Raw genomic sequence first — 15,769 nt, forward strand, 5'->3', positions numbered from 1 at the left:
GGGTGCACCAATGAGCGAGCGCAGCGAGCGAACCATCAGGTTCAGTACCGGACACGACGGCGCCGAGCGAAGCGAGGTGACAGCGTGAGCGAGCGCAGCGAGCGAACCATCAGGCTCAGTGCCGGACACGACGGCGCCGAGCGAAGCGAGGTGACAGCGTGAGCGAGCGCAGCGAGCGAACCATCAGGCTCAGTGCCGGACACGACGGCGCCGAGCGAAGCGAGGTGACGGCGTGAGCACGATGGTGGGTGGGCGGCAACTGACCTCGGCCGGGGCGCCCGGGCTGCTGTCGCCGCGGCGGCTGCCGGCCGGGGTGATCAGCCTGGCCGTCGGTGCGGTCGTCTGGGAGATCGCCGGGCGGATCGTCGACCAGCCGTTCCTGCCGCCGCTGAGCGCCGTGGTCGCCCGGCTGGCGGACATGGTCGGCAGCGGGATGATCGTCAGCAGTCTCGGGGCCAGCCTGACCAACCTCGCCCTCGGCTTCGGGATCTCGCTGGCGCTGGGGCTGGTCGTCGGGGTGGCGATGGGCCGCTACCGCAAGGTCGAGGCGGCGCTCGGCGTCTACGTCTACGCGCTGCTGACCGCGCCGTCGCTGGTCTTCGCGCCGATCTTCTTCTCGCTGCTGGGTGACGGCCGCGGGTCGATCGTCGGGGTCGTGGTGATGTACTCCGCGTTCATCATGATCATCAACACCGCGTCGGCGATCCAGACGGTTCCCGGCCACCTGGTCGAGATGGCCCGCTCCTACGGAGCGAGCGAGCGCCAGGTGCTGTTGCAGATCATGCTGCCCGCCGCCGCCCCGCTGATCATGGCCGGGGTCCGGCTCGGCGTCGGCCGGGCCGTCGTCGGCATGATCAACGGCGAGATGTTCATCTCCGTCATCGGCCTCGGCCGGATCGTCACCCAGGCCGGCGGCCGCTTCGACGGCGCCGGGGTGCTCGCCATCCTGCTGGTCATCATCGCCGTCGCGCTCGGCGCGGTCGCCCTGGTGCAGGCCGTCGACCGCCGGCTCACCCGCTGGCTGCCGACCACGTCGCGGCCTGCCACCACGTCCCGCCGGCCGGCACCGGCCGGGGGGCGGCCCCGCAAGACCTCCGGAGGAACCCCGTGAAACTCGACGCCTACAGCCACATCCTGCCGGCCCGCTACTTCGAGCGGATGCGCGAACTCGTCGTCGACGCCGGCGCGCTGCGCCGCTGGCTGGAACTGCCGGCCCTGCACGACGTCGAGGCCCGGCTGCGGATGATGGACGAGTTCGGCGCCGACTACCAGCAGATCCTCACCCTCTCGTCGCCGCCGATCGAACTGCTCGCCGGGCCGGCCGACTCCCCCGCGCTGGCCCGACTGGCCAACGAGTCGATGCGGGAGCTGTGCGACCGCTATCCGGACCGGTTCCCCGCGTTCGTCGCCTCGCTGCCGATGAACAACCCGGACGCCGCGCTGGACGAACTCGCCTTCGCCATCGATCAGCTCGGCGCCCGGGGCGTACAGGTCTTCACCAACGTCAACGGCCGGCCGCTGGACGATCCGCCGCTGCGGCCGATCTTCACCGAGATGGCCCGCCGCGACCTGCCGATCTGGATGCACCCGACCCGCGGCGCCGGCACCGCCGACTACGCCAGCGAGGACTCGTCGCGGTTCGAGATCTGGTGGGCGCTGGGCTGGCCGTACGAGACGAGTGCGGCGATGGCCCGGCTGGTCTTCTCCGGCATCATGGTCGAGAACCCCGACCTGAAGATCATCACGCACCACATGGGGGCGATGATCCCGTTCCTGGAGGGGCGGGTCGGGCTCGGCTGGAGCGACCAGCTCGGCAGCCGTACACCCGGGGGTTACGCCGCGCTCCGGGAGCGGATGCCGCTGCGGCCGGTCGACTACTTCCGCCGGTTCTACGCCGACACGGCGTTGTCCGGGTCGTTGATCGGCACCCGGTGCGGGCTGGACTTCTTCGGCGCCGAACGGGTCCTCTTCGGCACCGACTGCCCCTTCGACCCGGAGGGCGGCCCGATGTACATCCGGGAGACGATCAAGGTCATCGACGCGCTGGGGCTGACCGAGGAGGACCGGGACCGGATCTACCACGGGAACGTGCTGCGGCTGATGCGGCTGCCGCTGCCGGCCCCCGCCGCGGGCTGACCCACCGACCCCTCGCGATCTTGCGCTTGTCCACCCCGTCCGCCTTCAACGGGCCGCAAGTGCAAGATCGCGAGGCCATTTCCGGCGGCCGCCCCGGTCAGCGGTGGTTCACCAGCTCCCGGCGCATGCACACCCGCGGCCACCGGTCCAGCCCGTGGCCGGCCTCCCGCCGCCGGATCTCCCGCAGTCCCGGCGTCCACCGCTCCTCGTCCAGCACCCGGAACCCGCACCGCAGGTAGTACGGCGCGTTCCAGGGCACCTCGGCGAACGTGGTCAGGGTCAGCGCCGGCACCCCGTCGGCCGCCGCCCGCCGCGCCACGTCCTCCAGCAGCGCGCGGCCGATCCCGCGCCGCGCGTGGTCGGGACGCACCGACACCTGCTCGACATGGACGTTGTCGTCGAGCGGATCGGTGAGCAGGTATGCCACCGGCCGGTCGGCCGGGTCGACCGCCACCCGGGCCCGGCCGGCCCGCCGGTAGGCCGCCAGGACCGCCACCGGCGGTGGCTCGTCGTCGGCGATCTCCGGCATCCCGACCTCGCGGAAGCAGGCGCCGGCCACCCGCTCGATGTCCCGCAGGATCTCCAACTCGTCCACGCCGACCGTCCGGATACGCACCGCGCCATTCTCGGCGCACCGGCCCGGACCGGCCCACCGGTTTTCGGCCCGTCGGCGACCCGCCCGTACCCGGTGGTCGTTTGCCCCGGTCACGCCGGGGAAGCCAGAGAGCATGTGGTCAGGACTCCTCTCCGGCGCGGCCGCCGGTGCCGCCGGCACCACGGCCCTCGACGCCGTCACCTACCTCGACATGGCCCAACGCGGCCGCCCCGCGAGCAGCACCCCGCAGCGGACGGTCGAAGCCATCACCGGACGGCTGAAGGTCGACGTCCCCGGCGACGGCGACACCCGGCAGAACCGGCTCACCGGCCTCGGCGCCCTGTCCGGCATCGGGACCGGCGTCGCGGTCGGTGCCGCCTTCGGTGCCCTGCGCGCCGTCGGGTTCCGCCCGCACCCGCTGCTCGCGTCGGTGGTCATCGGGCTGGCCGCGATGGCCGCCAGCGACGTACCGATGGCCGGGCTCAAGGTCAGTGACCCGCGCACCTGGTCGGCCGGCTCGTGGCTGAGCGACATCATCCCGCACCTGGCGTACGGCGCCGTCACCAGCGCCGTGCTCGCCGCCACGGACCGGCGGAGCCGGCGGTGAGACGCACCCGACCGGTGGCCGGACCGGCCCGCCGGATCCGCACCCACGGCCGGCACATTTCCGGCGGCCATCTCCGCCGCGACGGCCACCGGCGCCGCAACGGCCACCGGGCCGGGGCGGGGACGGCGTGGCGGGCGGTGGTGCTGGGCGCGGCGACCGGCGGGCGCAGCATGACCGGGCTGGCCGGCATCACGCTCAGCGCCCGACCCCCGGTCGCCAGACCGCTGCGGATCCTGGCCACCCTCGCCGCCGCCGGTGAACTCGCCGCCGACAAGAGTCCCCGGACGCCGAGTCGACTCGCCCCGGCCCCGCTGGCCGGGCGGCTCGCCACCGGTGCCGTGGCCGCCACCGCGCTCGCCCGGCGTGACGGCACCCGGCCGCTACTGCCGGTCCTGCTCGCCTGTGCCGGGGTCGTCGCCGCCAGCATGGTGGGGGTCCGCTTTCGGGCGTACGCGAGCCGGCGCGGTCATCCGACCCTGGCCGCGCTCGCCGAGGACCTGGTGACGGTCGGCCTGGCCACGACAGCGGTCCGGCACACCGGGCCGGCGCGGTTCGCCGCACTCCGTCGCTAGCGGGCCGGCGGGCGCGCCGCTGACGGGTATCGCGGGTCCGTCCTCCGGAAAGGACTACGGGCACCCGCCGCCGCAAGCGACGACGGGTGCCCGCAACCTTGTCAGCGGGTCAGGCTCAGAAAGCCTGGCCCCCCGGCTGCACGACGCCGTTCACCGTGAGCTGGTACGGCGCGTACTGGGTGACCTGCTCGGTCGGCTCGTCGTACGCGACGATCGCGACGACCTTCGGGAACGCGCTGAGCAGCAGCAGCTGGGCCCAGCCGACGGAGAAGTTGTCCTTGCCGTCGAACTCGAACTGCCAGGTGAGGTTGAGCTGCTCGTTGATGCCGATCAGCCGCACGTTCCAGTTGTGGACGTCGGTCGGCCGGATCTCGCTCGGCGAGTCGAACGCGGCGAGGCTGGAGCCGTCGCTGACCGTCGTGCCACCGACCGTGACGTCGTCGACGAGCAGACCGCCCTCGTTGACGCCGCCGTCGCTGACGTAGCGGAACCCGACCAGGATCGTCTGACCGGCGTACGCGGACAGGTCGAACGAGTGCGGTTCGAACCCGTTCGTGGTGCCGTTCAGCGACGGGCCGAGCGGGCCGTCGATGGTCTTGTCACCGGCGATGGCCGTGTAGGTGGCGCCACCGTCGGTGGACACGACCACGTAACCGTAGTCGTAGCCCGCCTCCGCGCCGTACTTGGCGAGGAAGCGCAGCGTCGGGTCGGTCGTCGGGACGGCCACCGAGGCGATCGCGCCGACGTCGAGGCTGTTGCCGTTGCCGGACCACAGCACCGAGTTGCCCGGCCGGTCCGGGTCGTTGTCGACCAGGGTCCAGGCCAGCGGGACCGCCGGCAGCGACGGCGAGCCGTTGAACTTCACCGACCGCAGGTCACGGCCGCGCAGGACCTGACCGTTGGCCTTCTGGAGCGGCACGAAGTCCGCGCCGTTCGGAGCCGCGCCCGGGGTGATGTTCGCCGCCGGGTTGGCCAGGTTGACCGTCGAGCGCAGGCTGGGCGAGGTGACCCGGCCCTTCGGCACACCGAGCGACAGCCCGAAGCGCGAGTCGCCGATGATCTTGTCGACCAGGGTCATCGTCTGGTAGTCGTGGATGACCTTGTAGAGGTCGTTCTCGCCCTCGGCGGCCAGGGCCGCCTCGACGCTGGCCAGGCCCTGCAGGTCGCCGTCCTGGTGCAGCCGCGAGATGAACTCCGTGCCGTACCGGTCGTACAGGAACAGCATGAACTGGTAGACGTTGCCGTAGTCGGCGAGCACGGCGCTCGGGTTGCTGCCCTCGTTCCACAGGTTGAGGGAGTTCTCCGGGCCGCCGCAGTCGCGCGGGTTGGTGTTGTTCGGCGTCTGGACCGTGCCGAAGCCCTGGTAGCAGTAGAGGTGACCGTCACCACCCAGGTCGAACACGGTCTTGGTGGCGTCGGTGTAGCCGGTGAGGGTCTGCGCGAAGTCCGACAGCCCCTCGTTGATCATGATGCCCTCGAAGGGGTCCGTGTAGTAGTGGAGCAGGTGCTGCCACTCGTGCGCGAACGTGCCCTCGTAGAGGTTCGGACGGGCCGGCCGGCTGGTGCACACGTCGTCGGTCGGCTCGTTCGGCGGGTTGTCACCGGTGCGGTGCGCCCAGTCGTACGCGTCGATGGTCATGACGTTGCGGTCGAGCAGCTCGTTGAAGTACGACCAGTGGAAGCCGGCGATGTAGGACGACGCGGCCGGGAAGTCGTAGAAGTTGTCGTCCCGGACGTTGTCGATCAGCGCGACGGTCTTGTCGCCGTCACCGGTGTAGTCGCCGCCGTTGCCGTTCGCGTCGGGGCCGAGAACGGCGTTGCTGCCGTCCCGGTCCGGCGGGGTGCTGAAGGCGGCGGTCTCCTTCGGGTACATGTTGTTGTCGAACTCGTCGATCAGCCGCGCGACCTGCGCGTCGGTGACCTCGGTGGACGACGGGATCTGCAGACGGCAGTCGCCGGGCAGGAACGCGAGGTCGTTGGCGACCCAGACCTCGATCTTGTCGCCGACACCGCGCAGGGTGTAGTCCTTGCGGTAGGCGCCACCCTGGACGTCGTCGAGGGCGACCCACTGCCGGACCGTACCGACCGCCGGGGTGCCAGCGGCCTGGGTCTGCGCCCGGTTGCGCGCGCTGGACTTCGGCTGGTATTCCCGCGGCACCTCGATCGCCTTGCCGTCGACCGTCTCGGCCTTGGGGACGAACGAGCGGGTGTCGCTCGGCAGGTTCGTCTTCGGCGCGGCGGGGGGTGCCGCCGCGGCCGGCGCCGTCGCGGCCACGACGGTCAGGAACGGCAGAACCATTACTGTGGCGGCTGCCCCAGCAATACGGCTACGTGCCATGAAACCTCCTTTTTGGGGGTGTGCCATCGCCCATCGACGGGCGCGCGGAGCCCAGCTCACCGGCGTCGATCGACGGGACCGGAGTCACCGTACCGTGTGCGCGCGCCAGGTGTACCTACTGCAATCGGGTTAGCCTCGATCTGTTTTGGACCCCTCGCGCCCCTGGTCCGCCGCCCGCAACACGTCCGGGTCCGCGTCCCGCGCGCGGCGCGCGTCGGCCACCAGCCACGACGCCAGGAGCACGAGCCAGAGCCAATCGACCACGATCATCACCCGCTGCACGACGCCGGTGAGCGCGTCGTCGGTCTCCCACGCCGTGCCGAAGAAACCCATGAGCACCAGACCGGCCACCCCGGACAGCACGCTGTATCCGGCCCGGCCCCGACGGCCCGGCCGCGCGGCGAACCGGCGCGCCGCGACGAAGCAGGCGAGCGGCAGGCTGAGGAACACCACCATGCCGAAGAGGTCGTGCAGGGTGTGGTGCCAACTGAACGTGGCCGGGTCACCGGTCACGGCACCCGGCGGATAGCCGCGCATCGGGTCCATCACGAAGACCCCGGACAGCACCAGGCCGATCCCGAACGTGCCCACGAGGGCCGGCCCCCACCGGGCGCCGGGGCCGGGCCGCCAGTGGCGCCGGAGACCTACCGCGAAGGCCGTCACGAGCAGGCCGGACACGATGAAGTTGGTGATCTGCAGCCAGCCCCGGTCGCCGAGGCTCAGGGCGCTGATCGGGTGGTAGGCGGGGTCGTAGCCGGTCCGGGTCGCTCCGTCGACGGTGGACACCACGACGAACAGCACCGGGCCCGCGATTCCCGCCACCAGCAGCAGTTCCGTCGGACTGTAGCGGCGCATTCGGGCTCCTCGTCACGGGCCGGCGTTTCCGGCGTACGGCCCAGCCTGCGCCGGGCGCGAGCCGGCCGGAAGTGCCGATGGTCATGGCCGGCGTACCGGGACGCGGTGGCGGGGCTGCCGTAGGCTCGGCGGCCGTGGGGGCGTACCGGCTGGCGATCGACCTCGGCTCGTCGAACACCGTCGCCGTGCTCGACGGTGCCGGTGCCGCGCCCCGGCCCCTGCTCTTCGACGGGTCGGAACTGCTGCCGTCGGCGGTTTTCGCCCGCACCGGCACCGACCTGCTGACCGGCCGCGACGCCGAGCGGTTCGGCCGGGTCGACCCGGCGGGGTTCGAGCCGCACCCGAAACGGCGGATCGACGACGGGATGCTCCTGCTCGGCGCGCACCAGGTCGACGTCCGCGACGCGCTCGCGGCGGTCCTGGCCCGGGTACGCGCCGAGGCGGGCCTGCCCAACCGCCGGATCGACACCGTGCTGACCTGCCCGGACGGGTGGGGAGCGGCCCGCCGCCGGGTGCTCGCCGAGGCGGCCGACCGGGCCGGGCTCGGCCCGGTGCGCCTGGTCGGCGAGGCGGTCGCCGCCGCGGCGTACTTCGCCGCCCGGCTGGGACCGCACCCGGCCGGCACGGCGCTCGCGATCGTCGACATCGGCGGCGGCACCACCGATGTCGCGGTGGTGCGGCGCGGCGACGACCTCGAGGTCGTCGCCCGGGCCGGGGCCGACCTCGGCGGCGCAGACATCGACGCCGCCCTCGTCACACACCTGGTCGGCGGGCCGGTCCCGGCCGACGCCGGCGACCGGGTACCGCTGTGGCAGGAGGTCCGGGCGGCCAAGGAGAGCCTGTCGCGCACCAGCCACACCCCGCTGCGGCTGCCCGGCCGGCCGGCGGCGACCCACCTGACCCGCGACGAACTGGAAACGGTCGCCGCCCCGGTCCTGGCCGGGGTCGGCGCGCTCACCGAACGGGTGGTGACGGCGTCGGGGGTGGCGCCGGAGCGGCTCGCCGGGGTGTTCCTCGTCGGTGGCGGCAGCCGGATCCCGCTGGCGGCCCACGTGCTGCACAGCCGGCTCGGCATCGCCCCGACCACCGTCGAACGGCCGGAGACCGCGGTCGTCGAGGGCGCGCTGGTCGCCGTACCGCCCCGGCCCGCGGACCGGATGCCTGCGCCGCCCACGGGCGAGCCGCCGACCGCACCCCCGACGGACCGGGTTCCCGCACCACCAGCGCCGGCACCGCCACCGCCGGCACCACCGGCGCCGGCGGTACGCGCGCGGCACGGGTGGGCCCGCCCGGTGCTGCTGGCCGCCGTCGTGCTCTGCTTCGGGCTGCCGTTCGCCACCGTCTCGTGCGGGCTGCCGGGCGGCTACGGTCGCGCCGAGGCCGGCGGGACCACCACCTACCGGGGCGGCACCCTGGTCACCGGCACGGCTCCGGAGGTGTCGGACGGCCATCTCGCCGCACCGGCGGACCGGCGGCCGGACCGGCTTCCGCCGCAGCTACCACTGCTCGCCGCCGCGCTGGCGGTGATCGGGGCGCTCGTCGTCACGCTCCGCCTCCGGGCCCGGCCGGCGGGGCAGCCCGGCCCGTCACCGGGCCGCCGGCCACGGCCCGACCTGCCGGGCCGGCTCTGCGTCGCCGCCGCCGTCCTGCTCGTCGCCGGCGAGTTGCTGGTGCTGCGCCAGCTCACCGCGCGGGTCGACGCCCTGGGTACGGTGCCGGCCAACCGCGACGCGTCCGACTACGTCGGTGTCGGGATCGGATTCTGGCTGGCCCTGCTCCTGCTCCTGGTGCTGATCGCGGCCGACCTGCGGACGCTGCTGCGCGGGCTCCCGCTCCCCCGCCGCCGCTGACTCCGGCCGGCGGCGGCCAACGGCCCAGCGGCCGCTGGCTCCGGCAGGGACAGCCAGCGGCTGACTCCGGCAGAGGCGGTCAGCGGCGCAGCCGGGCGCGGACCAGGTCCGGTACGGCGGCGAGCCCGGTCACCGGACGGAACGCGCGGGCGGCGGTGGCGAGGGCGGCGTACTCGTCGTCGCGCAGTTCGATGTCGGCGGCGGCGGCGTTGGCCTCCACCTGTTCCACAGAGGACGCGCCGGGGATGGCCACCACGTTGGGGTGCCGGATCAGGTAGGCCAGCGCGATCTGGCTCGGAGTGGCGTCGTGCGCGTCGGCGACCGCCCGCAGCGTGTCGAGCAGCCCCCGGCCACGCTCCAGGTTCTCCGGCAGGAACAGCGGGTTGGCCCGGCGGATCGCGCCCGGCGGCGGGTTGGCGCTGTCGTACCGACCGGAGACGAAGCCCTGCGCCAGCGGGCTGTAGGCGATCACGATCCGGCCGGCCTTCTCCGCGTACGGGATCAGGTCGTCCTCGGCGGCGCGGGCGACGATGCTGTACTGGACCTGGTTCGACAGCACCCGGCCACCCAGCGCCGCCTCGGCGATCCGCCAGCGGCGCAGGTCGTAGTTGCTGACGCCGACCTCGCCGACGAGCCCGACGCCCTGCAGCGTCCGCATCCCCCGCATGATGGTCCGGTCGCTGACCAGCGGGTTCGGCTGGTGCACCTGGTAGAGGTCGATGGTCCGCACGCCGAGCCGGGCCGCGGAGGCGACGGCCCGCTGCTGCACGATCGGCGGTAGCGGCAGCACCGGGAGGAGCTTGGTGGCGACCACGGCCCGGGGCCGCTCGTCGCCCAGGGCGGCGCCGAGGATGCGTTCGCTGCGCCCGAAGCCGTAGACCTCGGCGGTGTCGAAGAGGGTGATGCCGAGGTCGAGCGCCCGGCGGACGATCACCCGCGCGATCTGCTCGTATTCGGGGCCGTAGCCCCACTCCCGGGAACCGAACTGCCAGGTCCCGAGACCGATCTTGGACATGGGTCGGGCGGTGTCGAGTTCAGCGAAGCGCATGTCCGGACGGTACCCGGCTCCGGGCCGCGACGCCCCCGGTCCGGCCGCGACGAACCGATTGACAAAATTTGGTTTTACATACAAACTGATTTTGCCATGAGAGACGTCCTGTACCTGGAGCAGATCGAGCAGGCCGAGACCCTGCTCAAGCCGCAGCGCATCGAGGTGCTGCGGGAACTGGCCGAACCCGGCACCTGCGGCGAAGTCGCGGCCCGGCTGGGCCAGACCCCGCAGCGGGTCTACTACCACGTCAAACGCCTGGTCGACGCCGGACTGGTCGACCAGGTCGCCGAACGCAAGGTCCGGGGCATCCACGAGGGGATCTACCAGGCAAGCGCGCGGACCTACTGGCTGTCCCCGCGCCTGGTCGGCCGGCTCGGCCTGCGCCGCGTGCAGGACGAGTTCAGCCTCGGCTACCTGCTGGACCTGATGGAGGAGGTCCAGGCCGACATCGCCGGCCTCGACCGCACGGCGCCCGAACTGCCGTCGGTCGGGTTGTCCGGCGAGATCCGGGTGCCACCCGAACAGCGCCAACAGTTCCTCAACGACCTGCAGTCCGCGCTGCAGGACCTGTTCACCCGCTACGGCGGAGCCGAAGGCGACGCGTTCAAACTCGCCGTCGCCTGCTATCCCAAGGGAGAAGACCGTGACTGAGCCGATGACCCTGCGCGCCCGGGTCGCCGCCCCGCTCGCCGCCGTCCACACCGCACTGACCGACGCCGGGGCGCTGCGCACCTGGTTCGCCGAGCACGCCGAGGTCGAACTGCCGCACCGCTACGAGTTCTGGGGCCGCCACACCCCCGAGGGCGACGCACCGCACCAGCGGCTGCTGCACGTCGACGACCACAGCCTGCGGCTGGCCTGGGTGCTCGACGGCGAGGAGACCACCCTCGCGATCGACCTGACCGCGGAGTCCGCCGACTCGACCCTGATCACCCTCTCGCAGACCCACTTCGACTTCTCCGACGTGATCACCGGCAAGAGCATCCGCGGCGTCCTGAACACCTTCTGGGCGCTGTCCGTCGCCAACCTGATCGACCACCTCGAGGGCCGGCCGCTCACCCCGCGGGTCGACTTCACCTCCGCCGAACTCCGCGCCGAGGTCGAGATCGACGCGCCGGCAGAGAAGATCTTCGAGTCGTTGACCGACTCGGCGGCGGCCAGCAGCTGGTTCGGCTACCCGATCGAGATCGAGCCGCACGTCGGCGGCCGGTACGCCATGGGCGGCTTCGACGACAACCCCAACCCGGCGAAGATCGTCGACCTCACGCCCGGCCGCCGGCTGACCGTCGACTGGGGCCCGGCCGGGGTGAACACCTGGGAACTGGAGGGCTCCGCCGGCCGGACCCGGCTGACCCTGGTGCAGAGCGGGTTCGACACCGGGCGGCCGCCGTACGCGGGTTGGGCCGGCACCCTGTCCGGCCTGGCCGAACTGCGCCGCTACCACGAGCTGCCGAACTGGCAGCCGGTCTGGCTGGCGGCCTGACCTCCCGCGGCGTATGACGGGGCGGCCGGGCAGGCCGTGTACCGTCGGCGGTGGCGGGCCGACCCGCCACCGCCGACGGTTCGTTCCTGTGACCCCCGAGCAGACCGGGGCCTTCCGGTGGCGTTCCAACAACGGAAGGTTCTGGTATTGACCACGCCTACGCGTGCCCGTAATAACCGTCGGCGTTCACCCGCCGCTGATCGACAGCCGCCGGAGGCCAACCGGCAGACACCGGGTGCCACCCCGCCCTCCCCGGCCCCGACCGCCCCACCGGCCACCTCGTTCGGCGACCTGCCGCTGCACCCGGCGTTGCTGGCCACACTGGCCGGACAGGGGCTGGGCGTGCCGTCGCCGATCCAGGCCGCGGCGCTGCCCGACGCCGTCGCCGGACACGACGTCCTCGGCCGGGCCCGCACCGGCTCCGGCAAGACCCTGGCCTTCGGGCTGGCGCTGCTGACCCGGCTGGCCGGGCAGCGGTCCCAGCCACGCCAGCCGATCGCGCTGGTGCTGGTGCCCACCCGCGAACTCGCCGCGCAGGTCACCACCGCGCTGGAACCGTACGCCCGGGCCGTCAAGCTGCGCACCTGCACCGTCGTGGGCGGACTGTCACTCAACCGGCAGGCCGAGGCGCTGCGGCGGGGCGCGGAGGTCGTCATCGCCACCCCGGGTCGACTGAACGATCTCGTCGAACGCGGTGACTGTCTCCTCGACAAGATCACGGTCAGCGTCCTGGACGAGGCCGACCAGATGGCCGACATGGGGTTCCTGCCACAGGTCAGCAAACTGCTCGCCCGCACCGACCGGGCCGGGCAACGGATGCTCTTCTCGGCCACCCTCGACGGCGACGTCGACAAGCTCGTCCGCCGTTTCCTGACCACCCCGGCCCGGCACTCCGTCGACCTGCCGGCCGCTGTGGTGCCCCGGATGGACCACCACCTGCTGCACATCGAGGCCGCCGACAAGACCTCGACGACCGCGCAGATCGGCGCCCGCGAGGGGCGAGTGATCATGTTCGTCGGGACCAAGCACCGGGCCGACCGGCTGGCCCGGCAACTGCTCGCGAGCGGCGTACCCGCCGCGGCGTTGCACGGCGGCAAGTCACAGCCACAGCGCGCCCGTGCCCTCGAGCAGTTCCGCACCGGGACGATCAACGCCCTGATCGCCACCGACCTGGCAGCCCGCGGCATCCACATCGACGACCTGGACCTGGTCGTCAACGTCGACCCGCCCGGCGACGCCAAGGACTACCTGCACCGGGGAGGCCGGACCGCCCGGGCGGGACGGTCCGGCACCGTCGTCACCCTGGTCCTGCCCGACCAGCACCGGGACACCACCCGGCTGCTCGCCGCCGCCGGGATCGCCGCCCAGTCCTTGCGGGTACGCCCCGGCGACGCCGAACTCGCCCGGATAACCGGTGCCCGCACCCCCTCGGGCGTACCGGTCGTCCCGAAGCCGCAACCCACCGCCGGATCGGCTCCCGGCCGGCGTCGCCGCGGGCGCTGACCTGCTGCGATCCGCTCCACCGGGCGGTGCGCGCGTCCGGCGTGCGCCGTTCACTGAATCGACACCCATGCAGCTCCCCGGCGACACACGGTCGCCGGGGAGCGGCCGTACACATCTTGCATGGAACTGCTCCTGACCAGCCCGGCAACCGCCGGGACCGGCGGGTACACGCTGCTGATCGCCGACGACTCGGCGCAGGTGGCCGCCGCGCAGCGGCTACGCCACGAGGTCTTCGCCGGCGAACTCGGCGCCACCCTGCGGTCCCCCGTCGCCGGGCTCGACGTCGATGAGTTCGACGAGCACTGCGACCACCTCCTGGTCCGCGACGACACCACCGGCGCCGTCGTCGGCACCTACCGGATGCTGCCGCCCGGCCGAACCACCCGCCGGTACGGCGACACCGAGTTCGACCTGTCGTCGCTGGCACCGCTCGCCGACGTACTGGTGGAGACCGGGCGCTCGTGCGTGCACCCGGACCACCGGTCCGGTGCGGTGATCAACCTGATGTGGGCCGGAATCGCCCGCTACCTGCACCTGAGCGGGCGACGCTGGCTCGGCGGCTGCGCCTCGGTGCCGCTCGCCGACGGTGGGGCGACCGCCGCGGCGGTCTGGACCCGGGTCGCCGCGAAACACCTGTCCCCGCCCCTGCTGCGGGTACGCCCCCGCCGGCCGTTGCCGGCCGGCGTCGCGACCTCGGACGGGGACCGGGCCGCGATCCCGCCGCTGCTGCGCGGCTACCTGCGCCTCGGGGCGTGGGTGTGCGGCCCGCCCGCCCACGACCCGGACTTCGACGTCGCCGACTTCTACGTGCTGCTGTCGACCGACCGGATGCACCCGCGTTACCTGCGGCACTTCCTCGGCGGGCAGGGGTGAACCCGCTCTGGCGGCCGTCGTCGCCCTGCGGTCCGGAGTGCCTGCCGCCCGCCGGCGCGCCCCGGGTCGGGACGGTACGGCTCGCCGCGCGCCTCGCGGCGCTGGTCGCCGTGCTGCTCGCCGGCCTTCCGCTGCCACTGCTGCTGCCCATGCTGCCGGGACACCGCCGACACGCGGTCGCCCGGGGCTGGGCCCGCGCGCTGCTGCGGGCGGCCGGCGTACGCCTCGTCGTGCGGGGCCGGCTGCCGCAGCGCCGCGCCCTGCTGGTCGCCAACCACGTGTCGTGGCTGGACGCGCTGGTGGTGCTGGCCGTCGCGCCGGCCCGGATGACGGCCAAGCGGGAGGTACGCGACTGGCCGGTCATCGGTGCCCTGGTCGACGCCGGCGGCACGATCTTCGTCGACCGGGAACGGCCGCGGACGCTGCCGGCGACCGTCGCCGCCGTGCGCTCGGCGCTGGCCGGCGACGCCGTCGTGGCCGTCTTCCCCGAGGGGACCACCTGGTGCGGTCGGAAGGCCGGACGGTTCCGGCCGGCGATGTTCCAGGCCGCGGTCGACACCGGCGCGCCGGTCGTCCCGGTCACCCTCGCCTACCGGCGGTCGTCGGGTACGGCGACGACGGTGGCCGCGTTCCTCGGCGACGACACGCTGTGGGCCTCGGTACGGCGGGTGCTGGCCGCGCCGGACCTGACCGTCACCGCCACCGCGCGGGCCGCCCTGCACCCGGGTGACGCCGCCACCCGGCGCCGGCTGGCCCGGATCGCCGAGGCCGCCGTACGCGCCGACGACCACTGGGTGCTGGCCGCCTGACCCGGGCGGCGGCGGCCGGCCGTGCGGGGCGGCCGGTGGTGCCGCGCGTGGCCCGGCCGGGTCGGGTCGGCTCCGGCCGGGCCTGGTCCTGCCGGCGGAGTGCCGGCAGCCTGCCGGCGGGATGCCGGCCGGCATGGTGGCGCCGCCCGGGCGGCGCCACCGGCCGTTCAGACGAGAGTGACGTGACCGTTGTCGAGGTCGTAGCGGGCGCCGACGACGGCCAGCTGGCCGTGCCGCACCTTCTCCCGGATGATCTCGCTGCGGTCGAGCAGCGCCCGGACCTGGGCGCGCACGTTGGCCTTGACCGCCCGGTCGACGACGTCGCCGGGGCCGCCGACCAGCGGCTCGACGATCGGCCGCAGCGCGTCGACGATGGTGCCGATGTGGCCGGGTGCGTGACCGCCGTGCTCGATGGCCTCGATCGTGGCGGTGATGGCGCCGCACCGCTCGTGGCCGAGCACCATGATCAGCGGCGGCGCGAACTCCTCGACCGCGAACTCGATGCTGCCCAGCAGCAGGTCGTCGACGATGTTGCCGGCCACCCGGTTGTCGAACAGGTCGCCGAGCCCCTGGTCGAACAGGATCTCCGGGGAGACCCGCGAGTCGGCGCAGCCGAGCGTGATCGCGAACGGGTCCTGGCCGTTGGCGAGCTGGCGCAGGTAGGCGACGGACTGGTGCGGGTGCCGGGCGTGGCCGCGGGTGAAGCGCCGGTTGCCGGCCAGCAGGTGGGCGACAGCGGCGGCCGGGGTCGACGGTGCCGGGCCGCCGGCGGACGCGGCGGTCGGGGCGCCGACACCGGCGACGGCGATCGCGCCGGCGGTGAGGCCGCCGGCGGTCAGCAACGTCCTGCGGCGGAGGGTCTCTCGTGACAAGGCGTGTCCTCTCGGCAAAGCGATGGCGAGCCGGCGTCCGGCTCGGTGGGGCTGTGGGTGGAGCCGGCAGGTTTCCGGTCCGCTCCGGGCGACGGTCGCCGGCTGTGTGCGGGGCGTCGCCTTCGGTCGGATCGATCGTGCCCACCGCCGGTCGACGGCGGAACCCCGTTTCACCCCACACGGCCGGCCATCACCGGGCTGACCTCGACCAAGGCGACTCTGTCA

General features: G+C 73.5%; 15 protein-coding genes. 10 read left to right on the forward strand and 5 right to left on the reverse strand.

Going from position 1 to position 15,769, the window contains the following annotated elements; all coding sequences use genetic code 11:
* Window positions 1-241: 241 nt before the first annotated feature.
* Together QCD66_RS19695 and QCD66_RS19700 are read left to right on the forward strand one after the other, a co-directional pair.
* A complete protein-coding gene (locus QCD66_RS19695) occupies window positions 242-1,111 on the forward strand; it encodes an ABC transporter permease (protein ID WP_375736709.1) in 870 nt (289 codons plus the stop codon).
* Window positions 1,108-2,136: an amidohydrolase family protein gene (locus QCD66_RS19700; RefSeq protein ID WP_375736703.1), complete on the forward strand. Its 1,029-nt coding sequence runs from the start codon at window positions 1,108-1,110 to the stop codon at window positions 2,134-2,136. Before QCD66_RS19695 ends, QCD66_RS19700 begins: the two co-directional genes overlap by 4 nt.
* A gap of 97 nt (window positions 2,137-2,233) precedes the next feature.
* On the opposite strand, the gene QCD66_RS19705 is transcribed toward QCD66_RS19700, so the two are convergent.
* Window positions 2,234-2,752: a GNAT family N-acetyltransferase gene (locus QCD66_RS19705; RefSeq protein ID WP_375736704.1), complete on the reverse strand. Its 519-nt coding sequence runs from the start codon at window positions 2,750-2,752 to the stop codon at window positions 2,234-2,236.
* 112 nt (window positions 2,753-2,864) lie between these two features.
* On the opposite strand from QCD66_RS19705, the gene QCD66_RS19710 reads away from it, so the two are divergent.
* Window positions 2,865-3,338 carry a hypothetical protein gene (locus tag QCD66_RS19710; RefSeq protein ID WP_364206484.1) on the forward strand — a complete coding sequence of 158 codons (474 nt, stop codon included), beginning with the start codon at window positions 2,865-2,867 and terminating at the stop codon, window positions 3,336-3,338.
* Entirely contained in the window at window positions 3,335-3,910 is a 576-nt protein-coding gene (locus QCD66_RS19715; protein WP_364206486.1) for a hypothetical protein, read from the forward strand. Before QCD66_RS19710 ends, QCD66_RS19715 begins: the two co-directional genes overlap by 4 nt.
* A gap of 115 nt (window positions 3,911-4,025) precedes the next feature.
* On the opposite strand, the gene QCD66_RS19720 is transcribed toward QCD66_RS19715, so the two are convergent.
* Window positions 4,026-6,248 (reverse strand): choice-of-anchor J domain-containing protein, encoded by a 2,223-nt coding sequence (locus QCD66_RS19720; RefSeq protein WP_375736705.1) that lies wholly within the window; start codon window positions 6,246-6,248, stop codon window positions 4,026-4,028.
* A 129-nt stretch (window positions 6,249-6,377) separates the two neighbouring features.
* On the reverse strand, window positions 6,378-7,103 hold the full coding sequence (locus QCD66_RS19725; protein WP_364206490.1) for a DUF998 domain-containing protein: 726 nt from the start codon (window positions 7,101-7,103) through the stop codon (window positions 6,378-6,380).
* A 134-nt stretch (window positions 7,104-7,237) separates the two neighbouring features.
* Here QCD66_RS19725 and QCD66_RS19730 point away from each other — a divergent pair, with 134 nt between their 5' ends.
* Entirely contained in the window at window positions 7,238-8,953 is a 1,716-nt protein-coding gene (locus QCD66_RS19730; RefSeq protein ID WP_375736706.1) for an Hsp70 family protein, read from the forward strand.
* Between the two features lie 79 nt (window positions 8,954-9,032).
* Here the strand turns inward: QCD66_RS19730 and QCD66_RS19735 are convergent, their stop codons facing one another.
* On the reverse strand, window positions 9,033-10,001 hold the full coding sequence (locus QCD66_RS19735; RefSeq protein WP_364206494.1) for an aldo/keto reductase: 969 nt from the start codon (window positions 9,999-10,001) through the stop codon (window positions 9,033-9,035).
* A gap of 96 nt (window positions 10,002-10,097) precedes the next feature.
* Between QCD66_RS19735 and QCD66_RS19740 the strand changes: the two genes are divergently transcribed.
* From QCD66_RS19740 to QCD66_RS19760, 5 genes are all read left to right on the forward strand, one after another.
* Entirely contained in the window at window positions 10,098-10,655 is a 558-nt protein-coding gene (locus tag QCD66_RS19740; protein ID WP_357537493.1) for a helix-turn-helix domain-containing protein, read from the forward strand.
* A complete protein-coding gene (locus QCD66_RS19745) occupies window positions 10,648-11,487 on the forward strand; it encodes an SRPBCC family protein (protein ID WP_364206496.1) in 840 nt (279 codons plus the stop codon). The genes QCD66_RS19740 and QCD66_RS19745 overlap by 8 nt, the downstream gene beginning before the upstream one ends.
* Window positions 11,488-11,634: 147 nt before the next feature.
* Window positions 11,635-12,990, forward strand: a complete 1,356-nt coding sequence (locus QCD66_RS19750; RefSeq protein ID WP_375736707.1) for a DEAD/DEAH box helicase — start codon at window positions 11,635-11,637, stop codon at window positions 12,988-12,990.
* Window positions 12,991-13,110: 120 nt separating this feature from the next.
* A complete protein-coding gene (locus tag QCD66_RS19755; protein WP_364206500.1) occupies window positions 13,111-13,863 on the forward strand; it encodes a GNAT family N-acyltransferase in 753 nt (250 codons plus the stop codon).
* Complete coding sequence (locus QCD66_RS19760) at window positions 13,860-14,672, forward strand: lysophospholipid acyltransferase family protein (RefSeq protein WP_407566718.1); 813 nt, start codon at window positions 13,860-13,862, stop codon at window positions 14,670-14,672. The genes QCD66_RS19755 and QCD66_RS19760 overlap by 4 nt, the downstream gene beginning before the upstream one ends.
* 167 nt (window positions 14,673-14,839) lie before the next feature.
* On the opposite strand, the gene QCD66_RS19765 is transcribed toward QCD66_RS19760, so the two are convergent.
* The gene (locus tag QCD66_RS19765; protein ID WP_375736728.1) at window positions 14,840-15,544 is read right to left on the reverse strand and encodes a carbonic anhydrase; all 705 of its coding nucleotides are present in this window, start codon (window positions 15,542-15,544) and stop codon (window positions 14,840-14,842) included.
* Window positions 15,545-15,769: the final 225 nt, after the last annotated feature.

Source organism: Polymorphospora sp. A560 (assembly GCF_045781765.1).
Lineage (GTDB): Bacteria > Actinomycetota > Actinomycetes > Mycobacteriales > Micromonosporaceae > Polymorphospora > Polymorphospora lycopeni.